Annotated in this window: 16 protein-coding genes; 9 read left to right on the forward strand and 7 right to left on the reverse strand. The window is 57.3% G+C overall.

All coding sequences use genetic code 11. The features are described from left to right. Position 1: 1 nt before the first annotated feature. The 3 genes from Z947_RS0117290 to Z947_RS0117300 all read right to left on the reverse strand — a co-directional run bounded on the left by Z947_RS0117290 (position 2) and on the right by Z947_RS0117300 (position 2890). Positions 2 to 1288, reverse strand: coding sequence for a TRAP transporter large permease (locus tag Z947_RS0117290; RefSeq protein WP_025045537.1), 1287 nt, complete (start codon positions 1286 to 1288; stop codon positions 2 to 4). Then, complete coding sequence (locus Z947_RS0117295; protein ID WP_025045538.1) at positions 1285 to 1812, reverse strand: TRAP transporter small permease; 528 nt, start codon at positions 1810 to 1812, stop codon at positions 1285 to 1287. The genes Z947_RS0117290 and Z947_RS0117295 overlap by 4 nt, the downstream gene beginning before the upstream one ends. Positions 1813 to 1885: 73 nt before the next feature. Next, positions 1886 to 2890, reverse strand: coding sequence for a TRAP transporter substrate-binding protein (locus Z947_RS0117300; RefSeq protein ID WP_211100859.1), 1005 nt, complete (start codon positions 2888 to 2890; stop codon positions 1886 to 1888). A 126-nt stretch (positions 2891 to 3016) separates the two neighbouring features. Here Z947_RS0117300 and Z947_RS0117305 point away from each other — a divergent pair, with 126 nt between their 5' ends. The 3 genes from Z947_RS0117305 to Z947_RS0117315 are packed head-to-tail and all read left to right on the forward strand — an operon-like array spanning position 3017 to position 5805. Continuing rightward, the gene (locus tag Z947_RS0117305) at positions 3017 to 4105 is read left to right on the forward strand and encodes an isocitrate/isopropylmalate dehydrogenase family protein (RefSeq protein ID WP_025045540.1); all 1089 of its coding nucleotides are present in this window, start codon (positions 3017 to 3019) and stop codon (positions 4103 to 4105) included. Next, entirely contained in the window at positions 4102 to 5124 is a 1023-nt protein-coding gene (locus Z947_RS0117310) for a Gfo/Idh/MocA family protein (protein ID WP_025045541.1), read from the forward strand. Before Z947_RS0117305 ends, Z947_RS0117310 begins: the two co-directional genes overlap by 4 nt. 6 nt (positions 5125 to 5130) lie before the next feature. Then, the gene (locus tag Z947_RS0117315) at positions 5131 to 5805 is read left to right on the forward strand and encodes a GntR family transcriptional regulator (protein WP_025045542.1); all 675 of its coding nucleotides are present in this window, start codon (positions 5131 to 5133) and stop codon (positions 5803 to 5805) included. A gap of 137 nt (positions 5806 to 5942) precedes the next feature. On the opposite strand, the gene Z947_RS0117320 is transcribed toward Z947_RS0117315, so the two are convergent. Both Z947_RS0117320 and Z947_RS0117325 read right to left on the reverse strand, forming a co-directional pair. After that, positions 5943 to 7727, reverse strand: coding sequence for a TRAP transporter permease (locus Z947_RS0117320; RefSeq protein ID WP_025045543.1), 1785 nt, complete (start codon positions 7725 to 7727; stop codon positions 5943 to 5945). A gap of 66 nt (positions 7728 to 7793) precedes the next feature. Continuing rightward, positions 7794 to 8753, reverse strand: a complete 960-nt coding sequence (locus tag Z947_RS0117325) for a TAXI family TRAP transporter solute-binding subunit (RefSeq protein WP_025045544.1) — start codon at positions 8751 to 8753, stop codon at positions 7794 to 7796. A 173-nt stretch (positions 8754 to 8926) separates the two neighbouring features. Here Z947_RS0117325 and Z947_RS0117330 point away from each other — a divergent pair, with 173 nt between their 5' ends. After that, complete coding sequence (locus Z947_RS0117330) at positions 8927 to 10534, forward strand: tetratricopeptide repeat-containing sulfotransferase family protein (protein ID WP_025045545.1); 1608 nt, start codon at positions 8927 to 8929, stop codon at positions 10532 to 10534. A gap of 107 nt (positions 10535 to 10641) precedes the next feature. Here Z947_RS0117330 and Z947_RS21595 read toward each other — a convergent pair whose 3' ends face one another. Then, the gene (locus Z947_RS21595; RefSeq protein WP_162171877.1) at positions 10642 to 13401 is read right to left on the reverse strand and encodes a vWA domain-containing protein; all 2760 of its coding nucleotides are present in this window, start codon (positions 13399 to 13401) and stop codon (positions 10642 to 10644) included. 411 nt (positions 13402 to 13812) lie between these two features. Then, positions 13813 to 14106, reverse strand: a complete 294-nt coding sequence (locus Z947_RS0117340) for a hypothetical protein (protein WP_025045547.1) — start codon at positions 14104 to 14106, stop codon at positions 13813 to 13815. 217 nt (positions 14107 to 14323) lie between these two features. Between Z947_RS0117340 and phnC the strand changes: the two genes are divergently transcribed. The 5 genes from phnC (at position 14324) to Z947_RS0117365 (ending at position 19046) form a co-directional block, all read left to right on the forward strand. Further along, the gene (gene phnC, locus Z947_RS0117345) at positions 14324 to 15139 is read left to right on the forward strand and encodes a phosphonate ABC transporter ATP-binding protein (RefSeq protein ID WP_025045548.1); all 816 of its coding nucleotides are present in this window, start codon (positions 14324 to 14326) and stop codon (positions 15137 to 15139) included. A 59-nt stretch (positions 15140 to 15198) separates the two neighbouring features. Next, positions 15199 to 16110, forward strand: coding sequence for a phosphonate ABC transporter substrate-binding protein (phnD, locus tag Z947_RS0117350; protein WP_025045549.1), 912 nt, complete (start codon positions 15199 to 15201; stop codon positions 16108 to 16110). Between the two features lie 65 nt (positions 16111 to 16175). Then, on the forward strand, positions 16176 to 17051 hold the full coding sequence (gene phnE / locus Z947_RS0117355) for a phosphonate ABC transporter, permease protein PhnE (protein ID WP_025045550.1): 876 nt from the start codon (positions 16176 to 16178) through the stop codon (positions 17049 to 17051). A 20-nt stretch (positions 17052 to 17071) separates the two neighbouring features. Further along, on the forward strand, positions 17072 to 18385 hold the full coding sequence (gene phnE / locus Z947_RS0117360; protein ID WP_025045551.1) for a phosphonate ABC transporter, permease protein PhnE: 1314 nt from the start codon (positions 17072 to 17074) through the stop codon (positions 18383 to 18385). Between the two features lie 43 nt (positions 18386 to 18428). Next, entirely contained in the window at positions 18429 to 19046 is a 618-nt protein-coding gene (locus Z947_RS0117365) for an LbetaH domain-containing protein (protein ID WP_025045552.1), read from the forward strand. Position 19047: the final 1 nt, after the last annotated feature.

The following is a 19047-nucleotide window of genomic DNA, read 5'->3' on the forward strand; positions in this document are numbered from 1 at the left end:
CCTAACGAAACAGGTCCACCATCGTCATCGAGACGGCGGGCACATAGGTGACAAGCAACAAAGCACAGAGCGCTGCAATGTAAAGCGGTGCCATGGCGCGCGCGATGGCGAGCACCCCGTCACCGGAAATACGCGCCGCGACATAAAGTGTGGCCCCGACAGGCGGCGTGAACAATCCGACGGCCACGTTGCAGGTCATGATCACGCCCAAATGCACGGGGTCTACACCAAAGGTCTGCGCAGTGGGCAGGAACAACGGTGCCGTCAGCAGAATTGCAGGCACCGGATCAAGCACAAGACCAAGAACCAGCATCACGATGTTGACCAGCAGCAGGAAAACCCACGGGCTGCTCGACAGCTCCTGAACAAACGCCACAAGGATTTGCGGCAATTGTTCCAGCGTGATCATCCAGCCCAGAACCGTTGTCGCGCCGATCACGACCATCACGACAGCGGAGGTGACAAAGGCGTCGATCATCAGGCCCGGCAGGTCGCGCAAACTGAAGTCGCGGTAGATCACGATGGTCACGAATAACCCGTAAACCACGGCAAGGGCGGCAGCTTCGGTAGGTGTGACCCAGCCTGTGAAAATACCGCCGAGAATCAAAACAGGCATGAACAGTGCCGGTGCCGTACCGACAAACGACCGCCACAGCTCGCCTTTGCTGGTGGTCCGCCCGCCGGGATCACAGCCCGTGGACTTGCCGACATAGTAACACACGCCCATAAAAAAGAGGCCAAAGATCACGCCCGGGATCATGCCGGCTAGGAACAGATCGGCAACCGACACGTTGCCGACAAAGCCATAAATCAGCATCGGAATGGAGGGCGGAATAATAATCCCGATGGTGCCCGCAGCAGCGACCAGACCGGCGGCGAAAGGACGGTGGTAGCCCTCTTTCGCCATGTTCTTGATCATCACCGATCCGATTGCCGCAGAGTCGGCGATGGCGGACCCAGATATCCCGCCAAAAATCATCGACGCCCCGACAACGACCATGCCCAGCCCCCCCGGCATGAACCCGAAGGCCGCGCGCGCAAACCCGATGATCCGCAGCCCGACGCCGCCACGCGACATCAACTCACCCGCGACGATGAACAACGGTATGGCAAGGAAATGGTTTGGCTCTACCCCGCCGATAAAGTTCAGATAAACAGCCTGAAGCGGATACCCTGACAGATCGAACACAAAAATCGGCAGGATCGCAGTCAGCAGAATTGCCCAGACCAGCGGGACACCAAGGAAGACGGTAATCAGAAAAACCGCAACAATAAAAAGCAAGATCATAGCGGCGCATCCAAATCAGAATCTGTTTTTGCCCAATCGGCGGGACGACGCAGATCCCCGACAAGATTGAAAACGTGAAACACCAGCGCCAGGGACATCCCCACCGGCAAGGAGGCATAGAGCAACCCGACAGGCCAATAGAGCACAGTGGTTTTCTGCGCCCAGCTGTGACCGGCGATCGAAACGCCGTACCAGATCAACGAACAGAGGAGCGCCAAAATGATAAGATCAATCACCAGCGCCAGTCCGCGCTGTGCGATGCGGGGAACAAGGTTTTCGACAATTTCAGTCACCCGCATGTGCGCGCCGCGCGCCATGGCGGCCGCGGCCCCCAGAAATGTCGTCCACAACAACAAAAAGGCTGTCACCTCAAGTGACCACGCCAGATCGAAACCCGCAGCACCGCGCAGCAAGGCATTTGTGAACACCAGCGTCACAATGCACAGCCCCCCCAGCGCCAGAAAACTGTCGATCAAAGTGCTAAGCATGCGCAATGCGAGCGGATAATGCGGCCTGTAATCCATGACGGCGCCCCTGTGTCCTGAAAGATGGCCGGAGACCTGCCTTGGCCCCCGGATTTGTCGTCAAAGGCAGCCCTTACTTGGACGGCATTTTTTCACGAATAGCAGCAGCATCCGCGAGGATTTTGTCGACTTCCTCGGCTCCATAGACGCCGCGCGCCTTGTCATAGACACTGGCCACCGCATCGCGGAACGGACCGATTTCAGGCACAGAAACTTTCGCGCCGGCTGCCTTCATTTCCTCGATCTGGCTGTCGACAGAGTTTTTCACCAGATCACGGCTGAACGCAGCGGCATCATTGGCAGCTTTTCTCACCGCTTCCTGATCTTCGGGCGAAAACTTGGCCCAGGTCGCTTCGGACACGGTCAGCGGCAGTGGGCTGTAAACATGACGTGTCAGTGTGACGTTTGGTGCCACCTCGTAAAAGCGCAGTGATTTGATTGTATCGACCGGATTTTCCTGACCGTTCACAGTGCCTTGCTGGATGGCAAGGTAGACGTCGGTGATCGGCATGACGACGGTTTGGAACCCGATGGCTTCCATGCTCCAACGGATCATATCGTTGGGATAGACCCGCATTTTCATAGATTGCGCATCGGTAGGCGAAGCCAAGGGGCTGCTGGTGGTAAAGGAGCGGAAACCGGCTTCCCACGTGGACAGCACGCGGAAACCGACGTCGGGGAGCTTATCAAACTCGCCCTGCAACCATGCGGAATTGTCGTACAGCTCCCAACCCTGCTCATAGGTATCCACGAGAAACGGCATCGCGGTCAGGTTCAATGATGCGAGATGCGTCGCGTATGACCCTGTTGCAGAAACGGTAAAGTCAACGCCGCCAAGGATCAGCTGTTCAATCGCTTTTGGATCATTGGCAAGTTGTCCCGCAGGAAAGATGCGGATGTCGTAGCGGCCATCGGTGTATTCCTTGACCTTCTCCGCAAACACCTCTGCGGCGGCCTGACGTGACCCACCGGGGTTATCTGTGTGGCTAAACCTCAAAACGGTTTGTGCGAATGCCCCCGTCCCCATGACGGCGGCGATAGCTGTCGCAGCAGCCAATTTAAACAACGAAACTCTCATAATGTCCTCCCAAAGCATTGTGTTTAGTTATTGCATTTTTTTACGTATGCATTAATTAATCCATTGTCAACGCTCACTTGCAAGTAGGGTGACACACATGAACTGCGCCAGAGGTCTAGGAACGCTATGAAACATCAATTCGATATCGCGGTATTTGAAGGCGACGGCATCGGCCCCGAAATTATGGAGCCTACGGTGAAGATCCTCGCCGAGATGGCGACGGCAGGGGAATACGCCCTTAACTTTAACGTCGTTCCGGCAGGTGCGGCGCATTATGCCGCAACAGGCGAATCCCTGCCCGAATCGTCGATGGATGCGGCGCGCAATTCCGACGCGATCCTGCTTTCGGCGATGGGCCTTCCCAGTGTGCGCTATGAGGACGGAACAGAAATATCGCCCCAAATCGACCTGCGCAAAGCGCTCACCCTTTTTGCAGGTGTCCGTCCCGTGCGCATTTTCCCCGGTCAAAAAACGCCCCTGAACATGCCTGACGGCAAAGAAGTCGATTTCGTCCTGATCCGCGAAAGCACCGAAGGCTTGTTCCATACGCAGGGCAAAGGCGAAGTGACCCAGGACGAAGCCCGCGAAACACTGCTCATCACTCGCGACATCTCGGAAAAGCTGTTCCGCTTTACTTTCGGGCTCGCGAAAGAACGCAAACAGCAAGGGCGAGGGCCCGGTCGCGTGACCTGTGTCGACAAGGCCAATGTATTTCGCTCGTTCGCCTTCTTTCGCGAAATCTTCGACGCCGAGGCCAAGAAACACCCTGACCTGACGGCCGATCATGCCTATGTAGATGCGACCGCGTTATGGTTTGTTCTGAAGCCATGGGATTTTGACGTGCTGGTGACGGAGAACATGTTTGGCGACATCCTGTCAGATCTTGGTGCGGGCCTGATGGGCGGTTTGGGGGTGGCACCCTCTGCTGACATCGGGCTTGAACATGCGGTTTTTCAGCCCTGCCACGGATCGGCGCCGGATATTGCCGGTCAAGGTATCGCCAACCCGCTTGCGATGATCCTGTCCGGTGCGATGATGCTGGATTGGCTAGGGGTGCGCCATGACAATCCGAAGTTGGTGAAAGACGGCACACGCCTGCGCGAAGCGGTCGAGGCAGTGATCGGCAAGGGTAAGGTTTTGACCGGTGATCTTGGCGGCACCGCCGGCACGCAGGACGCCGCAAATGCCGTTGTGGACATGTTGGGCCAATCATGAGCGCAACCGCCCCCCTGCGGGTCGCCTGCCTTGGGGCCGGTTACTTTAGCCGGTTTCACTTTGACGCATGGGCGCGGATCCAAGAGGTGACATTGATTGGTGCGGCAGATCACAATCTGGATGCCGCAGCCGCTACCGGCTTGCCCGCCTTTCGCGATTTGAAGGCGATGCTAGACGCCGCGACACCGGATATCTTGGACATCATCCTGCCGCCGCCAAACCATGCAGAGGCCATCCGCACCGCAATCGACAAAGGCGTCAAGACGATCATCTGCCAAAAGCCGTTTTGCCGCGACCTGACCGAGGCGACGGAAATGGCCGATGCCGCAGACGCGGCGGGTGTCACGCTGCTTATCCACGAAAACTTTCGCTTCATGCCGTGGTATCGCGCCATCAAACAGTCGATAGATGACGGCCGGATCGGGCGCGTTTTGCAAGCCACCTTTCGCCTGCGCCCCGGCGACGGGCAAGGGCAACACGCCTATCTGGACCGCCAACCCTACTTCAGGACCATGCCGGAATTGCTGATCCATGAAACCGGCGTGCACTGGATCGACACTTTTCGCTATCTGTTCGGCAACCCCACATCGGTTTACGCCGACCTGCGCCAGATCAACCCTGTGCTGGCGGGAGAGGACGCGGGGTTTGTCCTGTTTGACCATCCCGACGGGGTACGCACCCTGTTTGACGGCAACAGGTTGCTGGATCACAGCGCCGACAACCAACGCCGCACAATGGGCGAAGCCCTTGTCGAGGGCACACAGGGCACGCTGAGCGTTATGGGAGATGGCAGCGTCCTGCACCGGGCCTTTGGAGAGCAAAACCTGACCACGATCCTGCCCGCGGACAGGTGGGACGGGTTCGGCGGCGATTGCGTATGCGCGTTGCAAAACCACGTCGTATCCGGGCTCTTGCACGGCACGCAATTCGCAAATACTGCAAAAGACTATCTAAATGTGATAGCTGTGCGTGACGCAATCTACCGTTCCGCGAAAGCCGGACAAAAAATGAGGGTCTGAAACGCGATGGATGGAACCGCCAAAGTACTGTCGAACACCCAGCGGGCGGTCGAGGAACTAAGGGCGCTCATCTTCTCGGGTGAACTCGGTGCCGGAACCGATCATCTGGAAAGCGAACTGGCCGATCGTCTTGGCATGTCGCGCACCCCCATCCGTGAGGCGGCGCTGATACTTGAAGCACAGGGGCTGGTCGAAATGCGGCCGCGAAAGGGGTTACGGGTTTTGTCGCTGTCGCCTGCGGACATGCGCGATGTCTATGAGGTGTTGACCGAACTGGAAAGTCTCGCCGCAGAGAACGCCGCACGCTGTGGATATTCGGAAGCCGACCTTGCCGTGCTGGCACAGGCCATCGATGATATGGACCGCGCATTGGCGGGCGAGGACATGAAATCATGGGCCGCGGCGGACGATCTTTTTCATGCAGAATTGGTACGTCTGGGCAAAAACAGCCGCGTCGAAGCGATCGCGAAGATGATGGTTGATCAAGTGCGCCGCGCCCGTGCCCTAACCCTGCATATGCGCCCTGCCCCTACCAAATCCAATTCCGATCATCGTGGTGTGTTTGAAGCGATCCGCGTTGGCGACCCTGTCAAAGCGCGCCGCATTCACTATGCCCACCGCACCCACGCCAAAGAAATGCTTTTGGGCTTTTTGGAGAAATTCCGCCTTCTTCATCTGTGACCGGCAATCCATTCAAATCCTGACATTACCGGCGGCGCATTTGGTTGGCATTTCCCTGCATGGTTGCTGCCCCTGCACCGTTCTGTGCAGAGACCGGCCTCGCGTCACAAGCTGTTGCTGCTGCGAATTCAAAACCGTCAGATATAAAGGCCGGAAAAGATCACTGCCAAGCCCGCACCGACCAGCAAGCCCGTCTTGATAAACGAGCGGGTGCTGATCAGCCCGTAAGACACGAGAGCCAGCCCGACAGCGACCCGCAGCATTGCAATGATCGCCAGCGCGGGGCTTTCGACCAAACGGATGATGTCCGGGTTTGCAATCATGCCCAGAGGGATAAGGTACAACCCCACCCCCAGAGCCATCGCGGTCAGTGCAACCTTTAACCAGTTTTCCCCGATCATCCCCGCTGCGATGAATACCGCACCGCAGACAGGGGGCGTGATCGTCGACAGCAAAGCGAACCAGAACACAAAAAGATGCGCCTGCAACGGCTCTAGCCCCAGCTGGGTCAGCGCCGGCCCCGCAACGGACACACAGATGACGTAGGCCGCGGTTGTCGGCACCTCCATCCCGAGGATCAGACAGGCAAACGCGGTCAGGAGCAGTGATGGCCAGAGCAACCCGCCTGACCCTTCAAGGATAAGAGAGGTGATTTTGACACCAAGGCCGGTGATCGCAAGCACGCCGATGATGATGGATGCGCATAGAATAATGGCCGCAATCATCGACACCTGTTTTGCGGCATTCATGACCGCGCCCTGGAACCGCTCGGCGATCTGCGCAGGACGGAATTCGAGATCCGCGTTGATAAACAACAACAGCGCACCGGCAAGGATTGCGAGCGCTGCGGCGTATTGCGGCGTGAAGCCAGCCGCGAACATCGCCCAAAGCAAAGCGGAGAAAGGCACAAGGAAGAACAGCGAGGTGATGATGACGTCGCGCCCTTTGGGGCGGTCCGCCGCGTCCACCCCTTTCAGATCAAAACGGGTGGCATAGGCGTTGATGCCGATCCAGACAGCAAAGAAATATAGAATTGCGGGCAAAATCGCCGCAGCCATGATCGACGTGTAGGGCACCCCCGTCAGTTCGACCATCACAAAGGCCCCCGCCCCCATTAGCGGTGGCATGATTTGCCCGCCGGAGGACGCGACGGCTTCTACCGCAGCGGCCAGTCGCTTGGGGTAGCCCAGTTTCGTCATCGCAGGCAAGGTAATCGCACCGGTCGATGCAACGTTCGCGGAAGCCGAACCCGAGATTGATCCGAAAAGCGCAGAGGAGATCACAGAGACTTTCGCCCCCCCGCCCTTAAGCCGTCCCGCAGCTGCGCCGGCAACGTTCATGAACCCCTGCCCCGCCTCACCTGCGTTCAATACCGCACCGAAGATCACAAAGATCGCGACCACGCTCACGGACACCCCCGTCAGCGAACCGAAAATCCCGCCTTCGGCAATGGTCAATGTGCCAAGGAAACTGGCAATCGGGGTGCCGGAATGGCCGAATTGCCCGGGGATGTACTGCCCCAAAAGCCCGTAGAGCAAGGCCGCGGCAGCAACCAGCGGCAATGGCCAGCCGATGGCACGTCGGGCGGCCTCTAGCGTCACCAAGAGCAACGTGACGGCGACGCCAATCTGTAGATTGCTTTCAAGAAATCCGTATTGATCCCCCAAGCGATCGTGATTGATCGCGATCCATACCGTCGCGGCGATGCCCAATGCCGCCAAAAACATGCCACTTATCGCGCCCCACCGGCTGGTATTGCCGAACACCAGTACGAAGGGCAGAATAAACGCCATATGCAGCGGACGGCTGACCAGATTTGGGACAAGGCCATAGAAGATCAGCGTAAGGTGATAGGCCACCAAAGCGGCGGCCAGTATCAACCAGAAAGCCGCCGCAATGCGGCCATTGCGAAATGCGGGCATGGGAATTCTCATGGTAAAAGGAGCGCAGGCCAGCGTGACGGCTGGCCTGCAAAAGCGGTCAAGACGTTACTTTTGAGCGTCGCTCAGCGCGATACCTGCTTCGTCATAATACCGGATGGCACCGGGGTGGATTTTGCCGTTGATATTGCTCAGCATCGCGGGATCAACACCGTTCCACCAAGGGGAAGTATCGCCCAGCTTGGCCTTGTTTTCCCAAAAGGTCTTGGTCAGGGCATAAGCCGTATCGTCGTCCATCTTGGTCGTTGTAAACGCCACGACGGGCAGCGATGTCGTGGTGATGTCGGCGTCCTGACCGGCGTAAGTGCCGGCGGGGATTGTCAGCTCGGTGCGCTTGGTCTGCGCGACCTGCGCGTCATTCAGCGACAGCACGGTCACGGAGGTAGAGGCCGCGGCCTCGATCACGTTGGGCGCGGGATAGGAACCAGCCGTGACAAAGCCGTCGATCTGGCCATTTTTGAGCGCTGCGACCGCGTTGGACAGTTCGACATCCGCGATCTTGACCTTGTCGGCCACACCAAAGAGCCCGAGATATTTCTCGCCTTCCCGCGCGCCGAAGGACCCTTTGCCAAGCAGGATGGTCTGCCCGTCCAGATCGGCGATATCATTGATGCAACTATCGGCGGACATGACGAAATGCATGGTCAGCGATGGGATCGGGAACAAGGCGCGGATGTCGTCGAACGCGGGGTTTCCCTTGCCCTCGAACATGGCCTTGCCTTTTTGCGCAAGCCCGACAAGCGCCGGAGGTGTGGTGAAAACGTAATCCCCGCCGCGCGCGCGTACTTCCATCACGTTCTGGACAGACCCTTGGCTTTCCTCGACAGTCACTGAAATTTCGCCACCGGTGCCGGCCTTCATGCCTTCGGCCAGTTCCACACCCATCTGGTAATAGGACGAACCGGTCTTGGCCGACTTGTACGTGACGCGCGTTTCGGCCGATGCCGCCGTAACGGCCGCGGCAGTAACGGCAATCGCCGCCACTGCGTTTTTCAAAATAGTGCTCATCCTGTTTCCTCCCAAAGATGTTCTGCTAGTCCATGCAGCCTTAGTTCTATGTGCTTCTTTCGCAAGGTTCAAATTGGTGGTCCACCCGGAAAACATCATGCGCGCGGAATGCTTCCAATAGAGGGCAATTTGTAAGAAACTTGCGGCAGCACCCTGCCAAAGGAAAACCGCAGATGTCTAAACCGCTGAAAGCTGATGTAATCCTGAGCAAGGTTAAAAAGGCCAGTCGGGAGCGCGATTGGGTAAATGCGTGCGCGCTTTTGCAACAAATTCTGCATCAATACCCGAACAACAATCGGGCCAAGAAAGCGCGACAAGAGTTGCGAAGCAGCGCATTGCCGGAATTGCGATCCCAAGCCCAGAAATTTCTTTCTTCCAATGCGCTGGCGGAGGCAGAAAGGCATTTGATGGCAGCTTTCTACTTGTCGCCCGGTGACCTCACTCTTGGACAGCAGCTTGCCCAGTGCCAGTTGGAAATGGGGCAGGCACCGGCCGCATCGGATACCGCGTCAAAGCTGTTGGAAACACATCCGAACGATATCAAAGTGTTAAACATCAAAGCCCGCGCGCTGCGGGAATTGGGCCAGCCGGAAAAGTCCCGAACGCACCTTTTAGCAGCGTTGGAGCTTTCGGCCGAAGATCCCGCGACCCTTAACAATCTGGGCATACTTGAGCGTTCCATAGGCAACCGAACGCAAGCGGCAGAATACTACCAACGCGCGTTGAATTTCGAGCCGGATAACGTCAGCTTACACCAAAATATGTCGCAAGTGATCGACTACAGCAGTAGCGACAGCCATCTGGAAGAAATGCTTGGCCTGCTGAATTCAGTAGACCGAAAAGATCCCAAAAACGCGCCGCTCTTCTTTGCGCTATTCAAGGCGTTGGACGAAAAGGACAGATGCGTCGAAGCCTTTGAATTCCTTGAACAAGGCAACCGTCTGGCGGCGTCGCAAGCTAACTTTGACTTTCAAAAACACATGGTACCTTTCGCCCTTACCAAGGCGATTTTTAGCACAGAAAGCAGGTTTGAAAGCACCACAGAAAGTGACTTTCGCCCTATTTTCGTGACGGGGCTGCCAAGGTCTGGCACAACGCTTGTGGAAGGGATTTTATCACGCGCGCAGGGCGTACAGGCCTGTGGTGAACTCTCTGTTGTGCCGCGTGCCGTCTCGCAATTGTTGCGCCGGATTATGAACCGTCCCGTCAAATCATTGCACGTAGAAGATATTGCGCAACTGAGAGATGAATTGCTTCATGGCTTTGGCAGATACGCGGTGCAGGGCACTCGCCTCGTTGACAAAATGCCACTGAATTTCCGGTGGATCGGTTACATTTGCGCCGCCCTGCCGGAAGCGCGGGTCATACATATTTCCCGTGAACCGGTTCCCGTTGCCTGGTCGCTATACAAGCATTTCTTCCAAGGCGCGGGGAACGACTTCGTCCATCGGAATGATGACATATCCCGCTTTATGTTGCTCCATTCAAACTATCTTTCATTTTGGAAAAGCTTCAGTTTCGACCAGATGATCGACGTTAACTACGAAGATCTGGTCGCTCGTCCCGCGCAGACAACCAAACAGATCGCTCTTGCGACCGAGCTAAAGTGGACAGAGGATTGGCTGGCACCGGAACGCGCTGCAAATCAAGTATTGACGGCAAGCGCAGACCAAGTTCGCAAGCCGATTTATACAAATGGCAACGAAGGCTGGAAGCGGTACGAACCCCAATTGGCGTCCTTGCAGCAGTCACTTAAATCAGTCGGTCTATTAAAGACCTGAACCGCTTCTCGGTATCGTGGGTGCGCAAATGCGAGTGTGGTAAACCCGCATTTGCGCTCAATTAAGCTATCCGGCTTGCCCCATCAAAAGGCGCGCCCGACCAAGCCCTACCGGATCGTAAGAGCGCGTTCTGCGATTGCTGTCCGGTCGGCGGAAACGAAATACTGGATCAAGTAGTCCCCCGGCTCGTCTGGCAGCGCGATTGTCAAAACGGCACCGTCCGCGGTGGCGCCATAAGTCCGCCATTGACCCGAACCACTGGCTCCCTGTTTGCCGATCCCGATGTAATCGCCGTCATAGTTCGGTCCGGTCCAAGCCACCTCGATCATCGAACCGGACGCAGCATCCGAAGGCGCGTTAAGCGTCGCGGGCGGGGTCGTGACAGAGACCGGCATCGTCAAAACAGGCGTGTTTCGCTGATCCAGAAAGTACTTCACAACATAATCACCCCCGCTTGTTGGTACACGCAATCGCGCCGGTGAGCCGTCACTTGTCTTGGCATAAGACTTCCATTGCGCGGACCCGCTCGCACCGCTCACACCTATGCCGACGAAATCGCCGGAATGGTTGGGGCCGGTCCAGGGGATTTCTATGACTGCCCCACCTGTCGCCACCGATGGCACCTCCATGGTGACACGTGCGGGGGTCACGCTGATCGGTTCCTCAAGCAGCGGCGTATTGCGCTGGTTAAGGAAGTATTTGATCACATAGTCCCCCGGTTTCGCAGGCACCAGAAGTCGAACAGGATTGCCCGTGCTGGTTTCTGCATAATTCCGCCATTGGGCGGAGCCACTGGCACCAGCAACGCCGATCCCGATGAAATCGCCCGGCGTGTTCGGGCCGCTCCAGCTGACCTCAATCATGGTGCTTACCTCGGCGTTGGCGGGTGCGGTCAGGGACACCTCCGGTTCGCGCAGGGTGATCGGGATTTCAAACAGCGGCGTATTGCCCTGATCAAGGAAATATTTGATCACATAGTCCCCCGGCTCTGACGGTGTCATCAGTTGCAACGGGTTGCCATCGGCTGTGCTGGTATAGTTGCGCCACTGGCCCGAACCGCTTGCGCCGACACGGCCGATGCCGACGAAATCGCCGGGCGTATTCGGACCGGTCCAAGCCACCTCGATCATCTGACTGACATCCGCTTCACTTGGCGCGGTCAGGCTGACTTGGGGCTCCACGACGGTCAGGGGGACCTCGAATGCAGGCCAGTTTTCCTGATTGAAGAAATACTTGATCACATAGTCCCCCGGTGCCGCAGGGGCCCTGAGTGTCAACGGGCTGCCCTCAGCGGTGGGCGTGTAATTCTTCCACTGCGCGGACCCACTTGCGCCGACAATGCCGACGCCGATGAAATCCTCGCTGTAATCCGGTCCGGTCCATGCGACCTCGAACGCTTCGCTCACGCTGACTTCGGCCGGCCCGCTTATGGTGATTTCGGCTGGCATGACGTCGATCTGTGCCGCGCCGAGCACATCTTTTGTCGCATCATCGAAATAGCTGATGGCATATTTCCCCGGCTCAGGTGGCACCAGAAGTTGCAGTGGCATGCCATCGGCCACAGGCGCGTAATTGCGCCAGCGCGCTGATCCGCTTACTCCCGTCTTGCCAATACCGATATAATCGCCTGCGTTGGCAGGGCCATCCCATGTGACCTCTATCGTTGATCCCGCCACAGCCGTCGAGGGCGCACCGATGGAGGCCGTGATCGCAGGCGGTTCAAACACGACAACGATTTCGCGGGGGTCGGCCGTCACAATGAACTGGCGTGACGCCGATGATACTTCCTGTTCCGCCCAATAGGCCGTCACCGTATGCGAGCCCTGCTTCAACATCGCTTGCAGCGGGTTGGCGGTTTCTTCCTCCAAGATCACGCCATCGGCCTCGGATGAAATGTCCCAAAAAACCGGCGTGTCGATCACGGCACCCGTCGCTGTGCCGATAACCGCACGAAAGGTAACTTCCGTCGGGTCGGGTTCCGGCTCTGGAAAGACAACTTCGACCCGCTGCCCCTGATCGGTTTCCAACGCGGCAACGTCAAACGTAATCCCTGCCTCAGCGCTGTCGGTCTCCCGAATGCCGACGACGTTGTACCCCCCGCCCGGCAGGTCAAGCGCAAACCCCGGGCCATTGCCGTCGATGTTCGCGCCTGTTTCGGGCAGAATGTTCCACCTGATCGGCTCGGTGATCTCGGGGCCACCGCGTTGCAGTACCCCCACAAGTTCGACGGTTTGTGGAACGTAAACGGGTTCTGCTACAACCGTTGTGAGGGCCGTAGTCAGTTCACTGGCATTCGCCGCCGTCAGGAATTGCCCTCCGGTTTCCTCGGCGAGGCACTGCATCTGCGCCAGCGCTGCCGGATCCGTGACATCGAACCCCACAACATGCGCGGTAAAATTGATGCCTGCCTCTTCCAACGCCTGGGCCGCAGCACAGGGGTCAGGGTTGCAGGTCTCAATCCCGTCAGAGACTAGAATTACCGTCGCAGCTTCCTCGGTGTAGCGCAGCGCCTCAGCTGCGGCGATGATTGCATCTGTCATCGGGGTCTTGCCACGCGGGTTGATGGCATTCACCGCATCCCTGATTTGCGCTTTGGTATCACTGCCGGGTGCCACGACTGTTTCAATGTCCGCGCAATTACCGCGTTCGCGATGGCCATAGACCGTAAGACCAAGGTTCTGGTCTTGGGGGAATGAGTCGAGCAAGTCCCCGACCACATCACGCGCAATAACGATCTTGTTGACTCCGTCGACCTGCCCCCACATGGAGCCCGACCCGTCCATAACGAGGATCGTATTGGCGTTCTGTTGAGCAGCCGCAGCTGAAACATAACTGATGAACAGAATAGAAAACAAAAGGCGAAGCATAATGCCTCCAGAATAAAAACGGGAATAATACCCGATCATAAACCGGTAAAACCGCCACCGACCAGTCCCCTATTCGTGTTTTATCGCGACATAAATATCCCCCCGCCGCCCCCACCGCATATCAGATGAAATAACGACCCGAAATATTGGTGCCGAGTGGTGGAGGCACGGAATGGATAGAGCTTGATGGGTGGGACCAGAGTTCGTTTAGCCCGCGGTGTCTTCCAAGCGGGCCACTGGATCAGCTGTGTCTTGATGGTTTAAAGGAACGTTTTAACGAAAGCAGTCATCGCAATTCCTGTTTCCTTGCGGCGCAGAACGACATCAACGTCAGAACGGCAAGGTGCTGGCATTGATCACGCGACCTCATCCAACATCACCGCAGACGCTTCTGTTACAATACAGCACGCACTAGGCAGGGTTCGAAAGTGACTTTTCCCAATGGGCACCCATGGCGACGATACAGGACGTGCCATTGGCATAGTTCTGAACAATCAGCCAATCGCCATTGCGCGCGGTAACCCAGACTTCCAGCATGGTTTCCGGATCGCGCAGGCCCATCCCTTGGCGCTCGGCGCCGACGACTTCTTTCAGGGTCTGCGTCATCCGGGCGCTGTCATCGCAACTGACATCCGACATCTGTGCCTCGGCGAGCGTCGGAAACATCCCGCAGATGCAAAGAAGAACGGTGTGACGGCTGATCATTTTTCAAACCTCGAATTCCTGAGGTTGGATTGTAACAGATATATGACGCCCTGTGGATAAAAATCTGCCGACAAAGTTTAACACCTTTCGACGTCATGCGAGCGCAAGTCTGGCGCAACCGTCACATTCACGTTCCAAATTTGTTAGAAAACTGAATCAAAACCGTCACGAAGCTGTAGCAATGGATAATTAGACGCTCTCTCAACATGGGGGCGATATGCTGCAAATCGAAAAGCTTACAAAGCAATTCGGAGATAAAACAGCCGTGGATGCGGCCAATATCTTCGTCGACAAACCGGCCATGATTGGCATCATCGGGCGTTCCGGTGCGGGTAAATCCACGCTATTGCGCATGCTCAATCGCCTGAGTGATGCCACAAGTGGCTCCATCACTTTTGAAGGTGAAGTCATCACATCGCTGCGGGGCGCGGCAAAGCGGAATTGGCAATCGCGCTGCGCGATGATTTTCCAGCAGTTCAACCTGGTACCCCGCATGGATGTCGTATCGAACGTATTGCACGGTACCCTGAACAAGCGGTCCACGCTTGCGACGATGTTCAATCTATATCCACAAGAGGACATCTTCAAAGCCATCGAAATCCTTGACCGTCTTGGGATCGCCGAACAGGCCCCCAAACGCGCCGAGGCTCTTTCAGGGGGCCAACAGCAACGCGTCGCAATTGCCCGCGCGCTGATGCAGGACCCCAAAATCATTCTTGCGGATGAACCCATTGCCTCGCTCGACCCGATGAACGCACAGGTGGTCATGCAGGCCCTGCGCCGTATTCACGAGGAAGACGGGCGCATGGTGATTGCCAACCTGCACACGCTCGACACTGCGCGCCGCTATTGCGATCGGGTGATCGGGATGCGCGACGGGCGGATTGTTTTTGACGGCACGCCGGAACAGCTGACCACCGGTGTCGCACGCGACATTTACGGTGCCGGCGGGGACTTTTCCGAGGCTGCCACATCCACCGAAATCGAAACACTGGACAGATCAGAGGTCCGCGAAGCGGAAGCCTACGTCTGAATCAGCTGCCCCCCGCGCAGCTGCGCGGGCCACCTTCATCAAACCAAATGGAGATCATGATGAAAAAGACCCTCGCACTGGCGCTTGCCGCTACAACAGCACTCAGCACAGGTGCTTTCGCACAAGAAATCACAGAATTCCGCATCGGCATCCTTGGCGGCGAGAACGCTCAAGACCGCATGAACAGCTATCAGTGCCTTGCTGATTACACGACAGAGGCCCTCGGCGTCGAAACCAAGCTCTTTGCCCCAGCCGATTACAACGGCGTGATCCAGGGCCTGCTCGGTGGCAACATCGATATGGCATGGTTGGGTGCGTCATCGTATGCAGCAACGTTCCTGCAAGACGCCGACGCGGTTGAGCCCGTCCTGATCAAGGTGAATGTTGACGGTTCCGTCGGGTACCACTCGATCGGTTTTGCGCGCAAGGACAGTGGTGTGACATCACTGGACGACATGGAAGGCAAAGTGTTCGGCTTCGGTGATCCAAACTCCACCTCTGGCTACCTGATCCCTTCCATCGAGATTCCGCAGTACAAAGACGGCGTCACAATGGAATCTGGTGAATACTTCGGTGAAGTCAAATTCACCGGCGGTCACGAGCAGACCATCGTCGCGGTCAACAACGGCGATATCGATGGCGGCGTGACGTGGGCTGATGGTCAGGGCAACTGGGAAGACGGCTACAACTCCGGCGCGCTGCGCAAAGCGGTTGACGCGGGTCTGGTCGACATGAACGACATGGTCCAGATCTGGAAATCAAAAGTTATCCCTGAAGGTCCCATCGTTCTGCGCAAGGCCCTGCCAGCAGACGTGCGTGAAAAGATGACTGCATTGGTGGACGGTCTTTATGAAGCGGACCCCGAATGCGCCTATGGTGTTGCCTCCGGTGAAACCCTCGGGTTCCAGCCGGTCACCCATGAAACTTATATTTCAATCGTCGAGGCCCGCAAAGCCAAGATCGGCGGCTAAGCCATTTCAATGACGTGTCCGGTAGCCCTTCGGGGCTGCCGGTTTTTCTTTGCCCGGGGGCCTTCATGGCAGACATAACACTGAGCGGTGCACCACATAGCGTGGGCAGCATACAGTCGGCTTACATGGCACAGGTCCAGCGCCGCAGGCTCTATGGGGGCCTGACGCTGCTGATTTTCGTCATTCTGATGGTATCGGGTTTCAACATCGCGGACGATCGCAACGCCGGCGGATTTTGGGACGGCTTGCACCAGATTGGCGACTATCCGGCCGACGTTCTGTCCGAGGCATGGGAAAAACGTGCCGACCTGCCCGGCCTGATCGTAAAGTACTTTCCGGCACTGGTGGAAACCATCAACATCGCTGCCGTGTCCACCTTGATCGGCGCGATTGGCGGATTGTTTCTGTCTCTGCTCGGCACACGCGGCTTGGCCTTGTGTCCCCGATTAATCCCGCTCTTTCGCCGTATCTCGGACATCATGCGCGCCGTGCCTGAAATCGTGATCGCGCTTGTTTTGATTTTCGTTCTGGGCGGCGGCCCTGTTCCTGCGATGATTGCCATCGCATTCCATACCGCGGGCGCGCTTGGCAAGATGTTCTCAGAGGTGACGGAAAACACGGACCTGAAACCTGTCGAAGGTCTGGCATCGACTGGTGCCACCTGGTTCCAGCGGATGCTTCTGGGCGTCCTGCCACAGGTCGCACCAAACTACGTCAGCTACACTTTGCTACGATTCGAGATCAACATCCGGGCTTCCGCGATCCTTGGCTTCGTCGGTGCCGGGGGGCTTGGGTACGAGCTGCGTAATTCCATGGCCTGGGGGCCGGGCCGTTTTGACGAGGCGGCTGCGATATTCATCCTGCTTTTCGGGACGATCGTGTTCTTCGATCAGCTTTCAAGCCGTTACCGTAATCGCCTGACCGAAGGTCAGTCACACTAATTTTCCAAGAGGCAAAGCCAATGACGAGCATTGATCTGGACGCGACGAAATTCCAAGCGGTAAGGCTGTTTCAGCGCAAACGCATGATCGGCTTTGCCATTCCCGCCGTGATCGCGCTTTATCTGGCCTATATTTTCTTTGCCTTTGATCTGCCCGGCCTTGCGGGGCGCGCCAATCTGGACAACGCGGTCACCCTCGCGTCTGACAGTTGGTCGCATAAGGTTCACGTCACCCGCAACAACCGCTCGGGCGAGATCACCTATGCAGTCGAGGGCGAACGCAAGGGAACGTATCCCGATGGCATGCGCCCCGACTGGGTCAGCGGCGATGATGTTCTCACCATTGATCTGGGGGGCGATCACATCGTGCGCTACCTACCAGACAATCGGACAGAAATCGACATCCCTGGCTTTCAGTTGATCGAGGTGCAGGCAGAGGGGCGCAGTCTGAATACGAACCTGCCAGAAGACCTGCCCGACTGGATTTCCGCATCTAATCGCCGCATCGGCATCAGCACACCCGAAGGGCGCATCACCATGACCGGTGCGCGCACCGAGGTGTTCAATTATTTCCCCGGCTGGGAGCTGTTCTGGTTCACATTGGACAGCCCCTACCACGGGCAAGGTCTTGGAACGATATTGTTCGGCGAGCGTCTGGACCCCACACGATCAAACATCTCCGGCGCGATTTCCGACTGGTGGAACAACGCGATGTGGCGTCACAAGGACGTTGCTTGGGCCATCGGCGAAACCATCCTGATGGCCTTCCTTGGCACCATGGGCGCTGCGATCATCGCTTTGCCTTTGGCTTTTCTCGCGGCCAAACGTTTCTCGCCGGTGATGGTCCTGCGCGCCGCGACCCGCCGCCTGTTCGATTTCGTGCGCGGGGTCGATGCGCTGATCTGGACCGTGGTTCTGGCCCGCGCGTTTGGCCCGGGCCCGCTGACCGGAGCCTTGGCGATCCTGCTCACCGATACAGGCACATTCGGCAAGATATTTTCGGAGGCGCTGGAAAACGTCGATCAAAAACAGATCGAGGGCGTATCATCCACTGGGGCAAAACCGCTGCAACGCTATCGCTTCGGGGTTATTCCACAAGTGGTGCCCGTACTCTTGGCGCAAATCCTGTATTTCCTTGAATCAAATACCCGCTCCGCCACGATCATCGGTGCGATCACAGGGGGGGGCATCGGCCTGATGCTGACCCAAGCGATCCAGACCCAGAAAGACTGGGAAGAAGTGGCCTATTACATCGTGCTGATCATCGCCATGGTGATGTTCATGGACTGGTTCTCGGGCTGGCTGCGCGGCAAGTTGATCGGGCGCAAAGACTGATGGCCCGTCTAGTGATTACCCCTGAAAAGCAGGTGCAATAACCATGCCACGCCTGTCCGCCGAGACCCCTTTCATCCATCCGGAATGCGAAATAGCCGAGAGCACCTTTGGCGCCTATGTGGAGATCGGTAAAGGAAGCCGTGTCGCGCATTCGGTTTTCGGCGACTATAGCTATTGTGATCGCTTCGCTGACATTGCCAACGCTCAGATCGGCAAATTCGCCAATATCGCGGCGTTCACGCGGATCGGTGCCACAGATCATCCTTTGCACACGGCTGCCTGTCACCATTTCCTCTATCGCTCCGCCGATTACTGGGACGACACTGCCCGCGACGAAGCATTCTTTGCCCATCGCAAGGCCCGAACCGCGCATATTGGCCATGACACATGGATCGGTGCCGCTGCGATGATCAAACCGGAAGTGACACTAGGCCACGGTGCCGTTGTGGCGGCAGGTGCCGTGGTGACCAAGGATGTTGAGCCCTACACGATCGTGGCTGGCACCCCCGCCAAACCGTTGCGCCGGCGCCAGCCGCGCGAGATCGCAGACCGTCTGATCGCGTTAGCATGGTGGGACTGGCCCCATGACGCCTTGCGCATGGCTTTGGAAGACTTTCGCACACTTGAGGCCGAGGAATTTCTGGAGCGCTACGGCGGATAAA

It is taken from the genome of Sulfitobacter geojensis, assembly GCF_000622325.1.
Classification (GTDB): domain Bacteria; phylum Pseudomonadota; class Alphaproteobacteria; order Rhodobacterales; family Rhodobacteraceae; genus Sulfitobacter; species Sulfitobacter geojensis.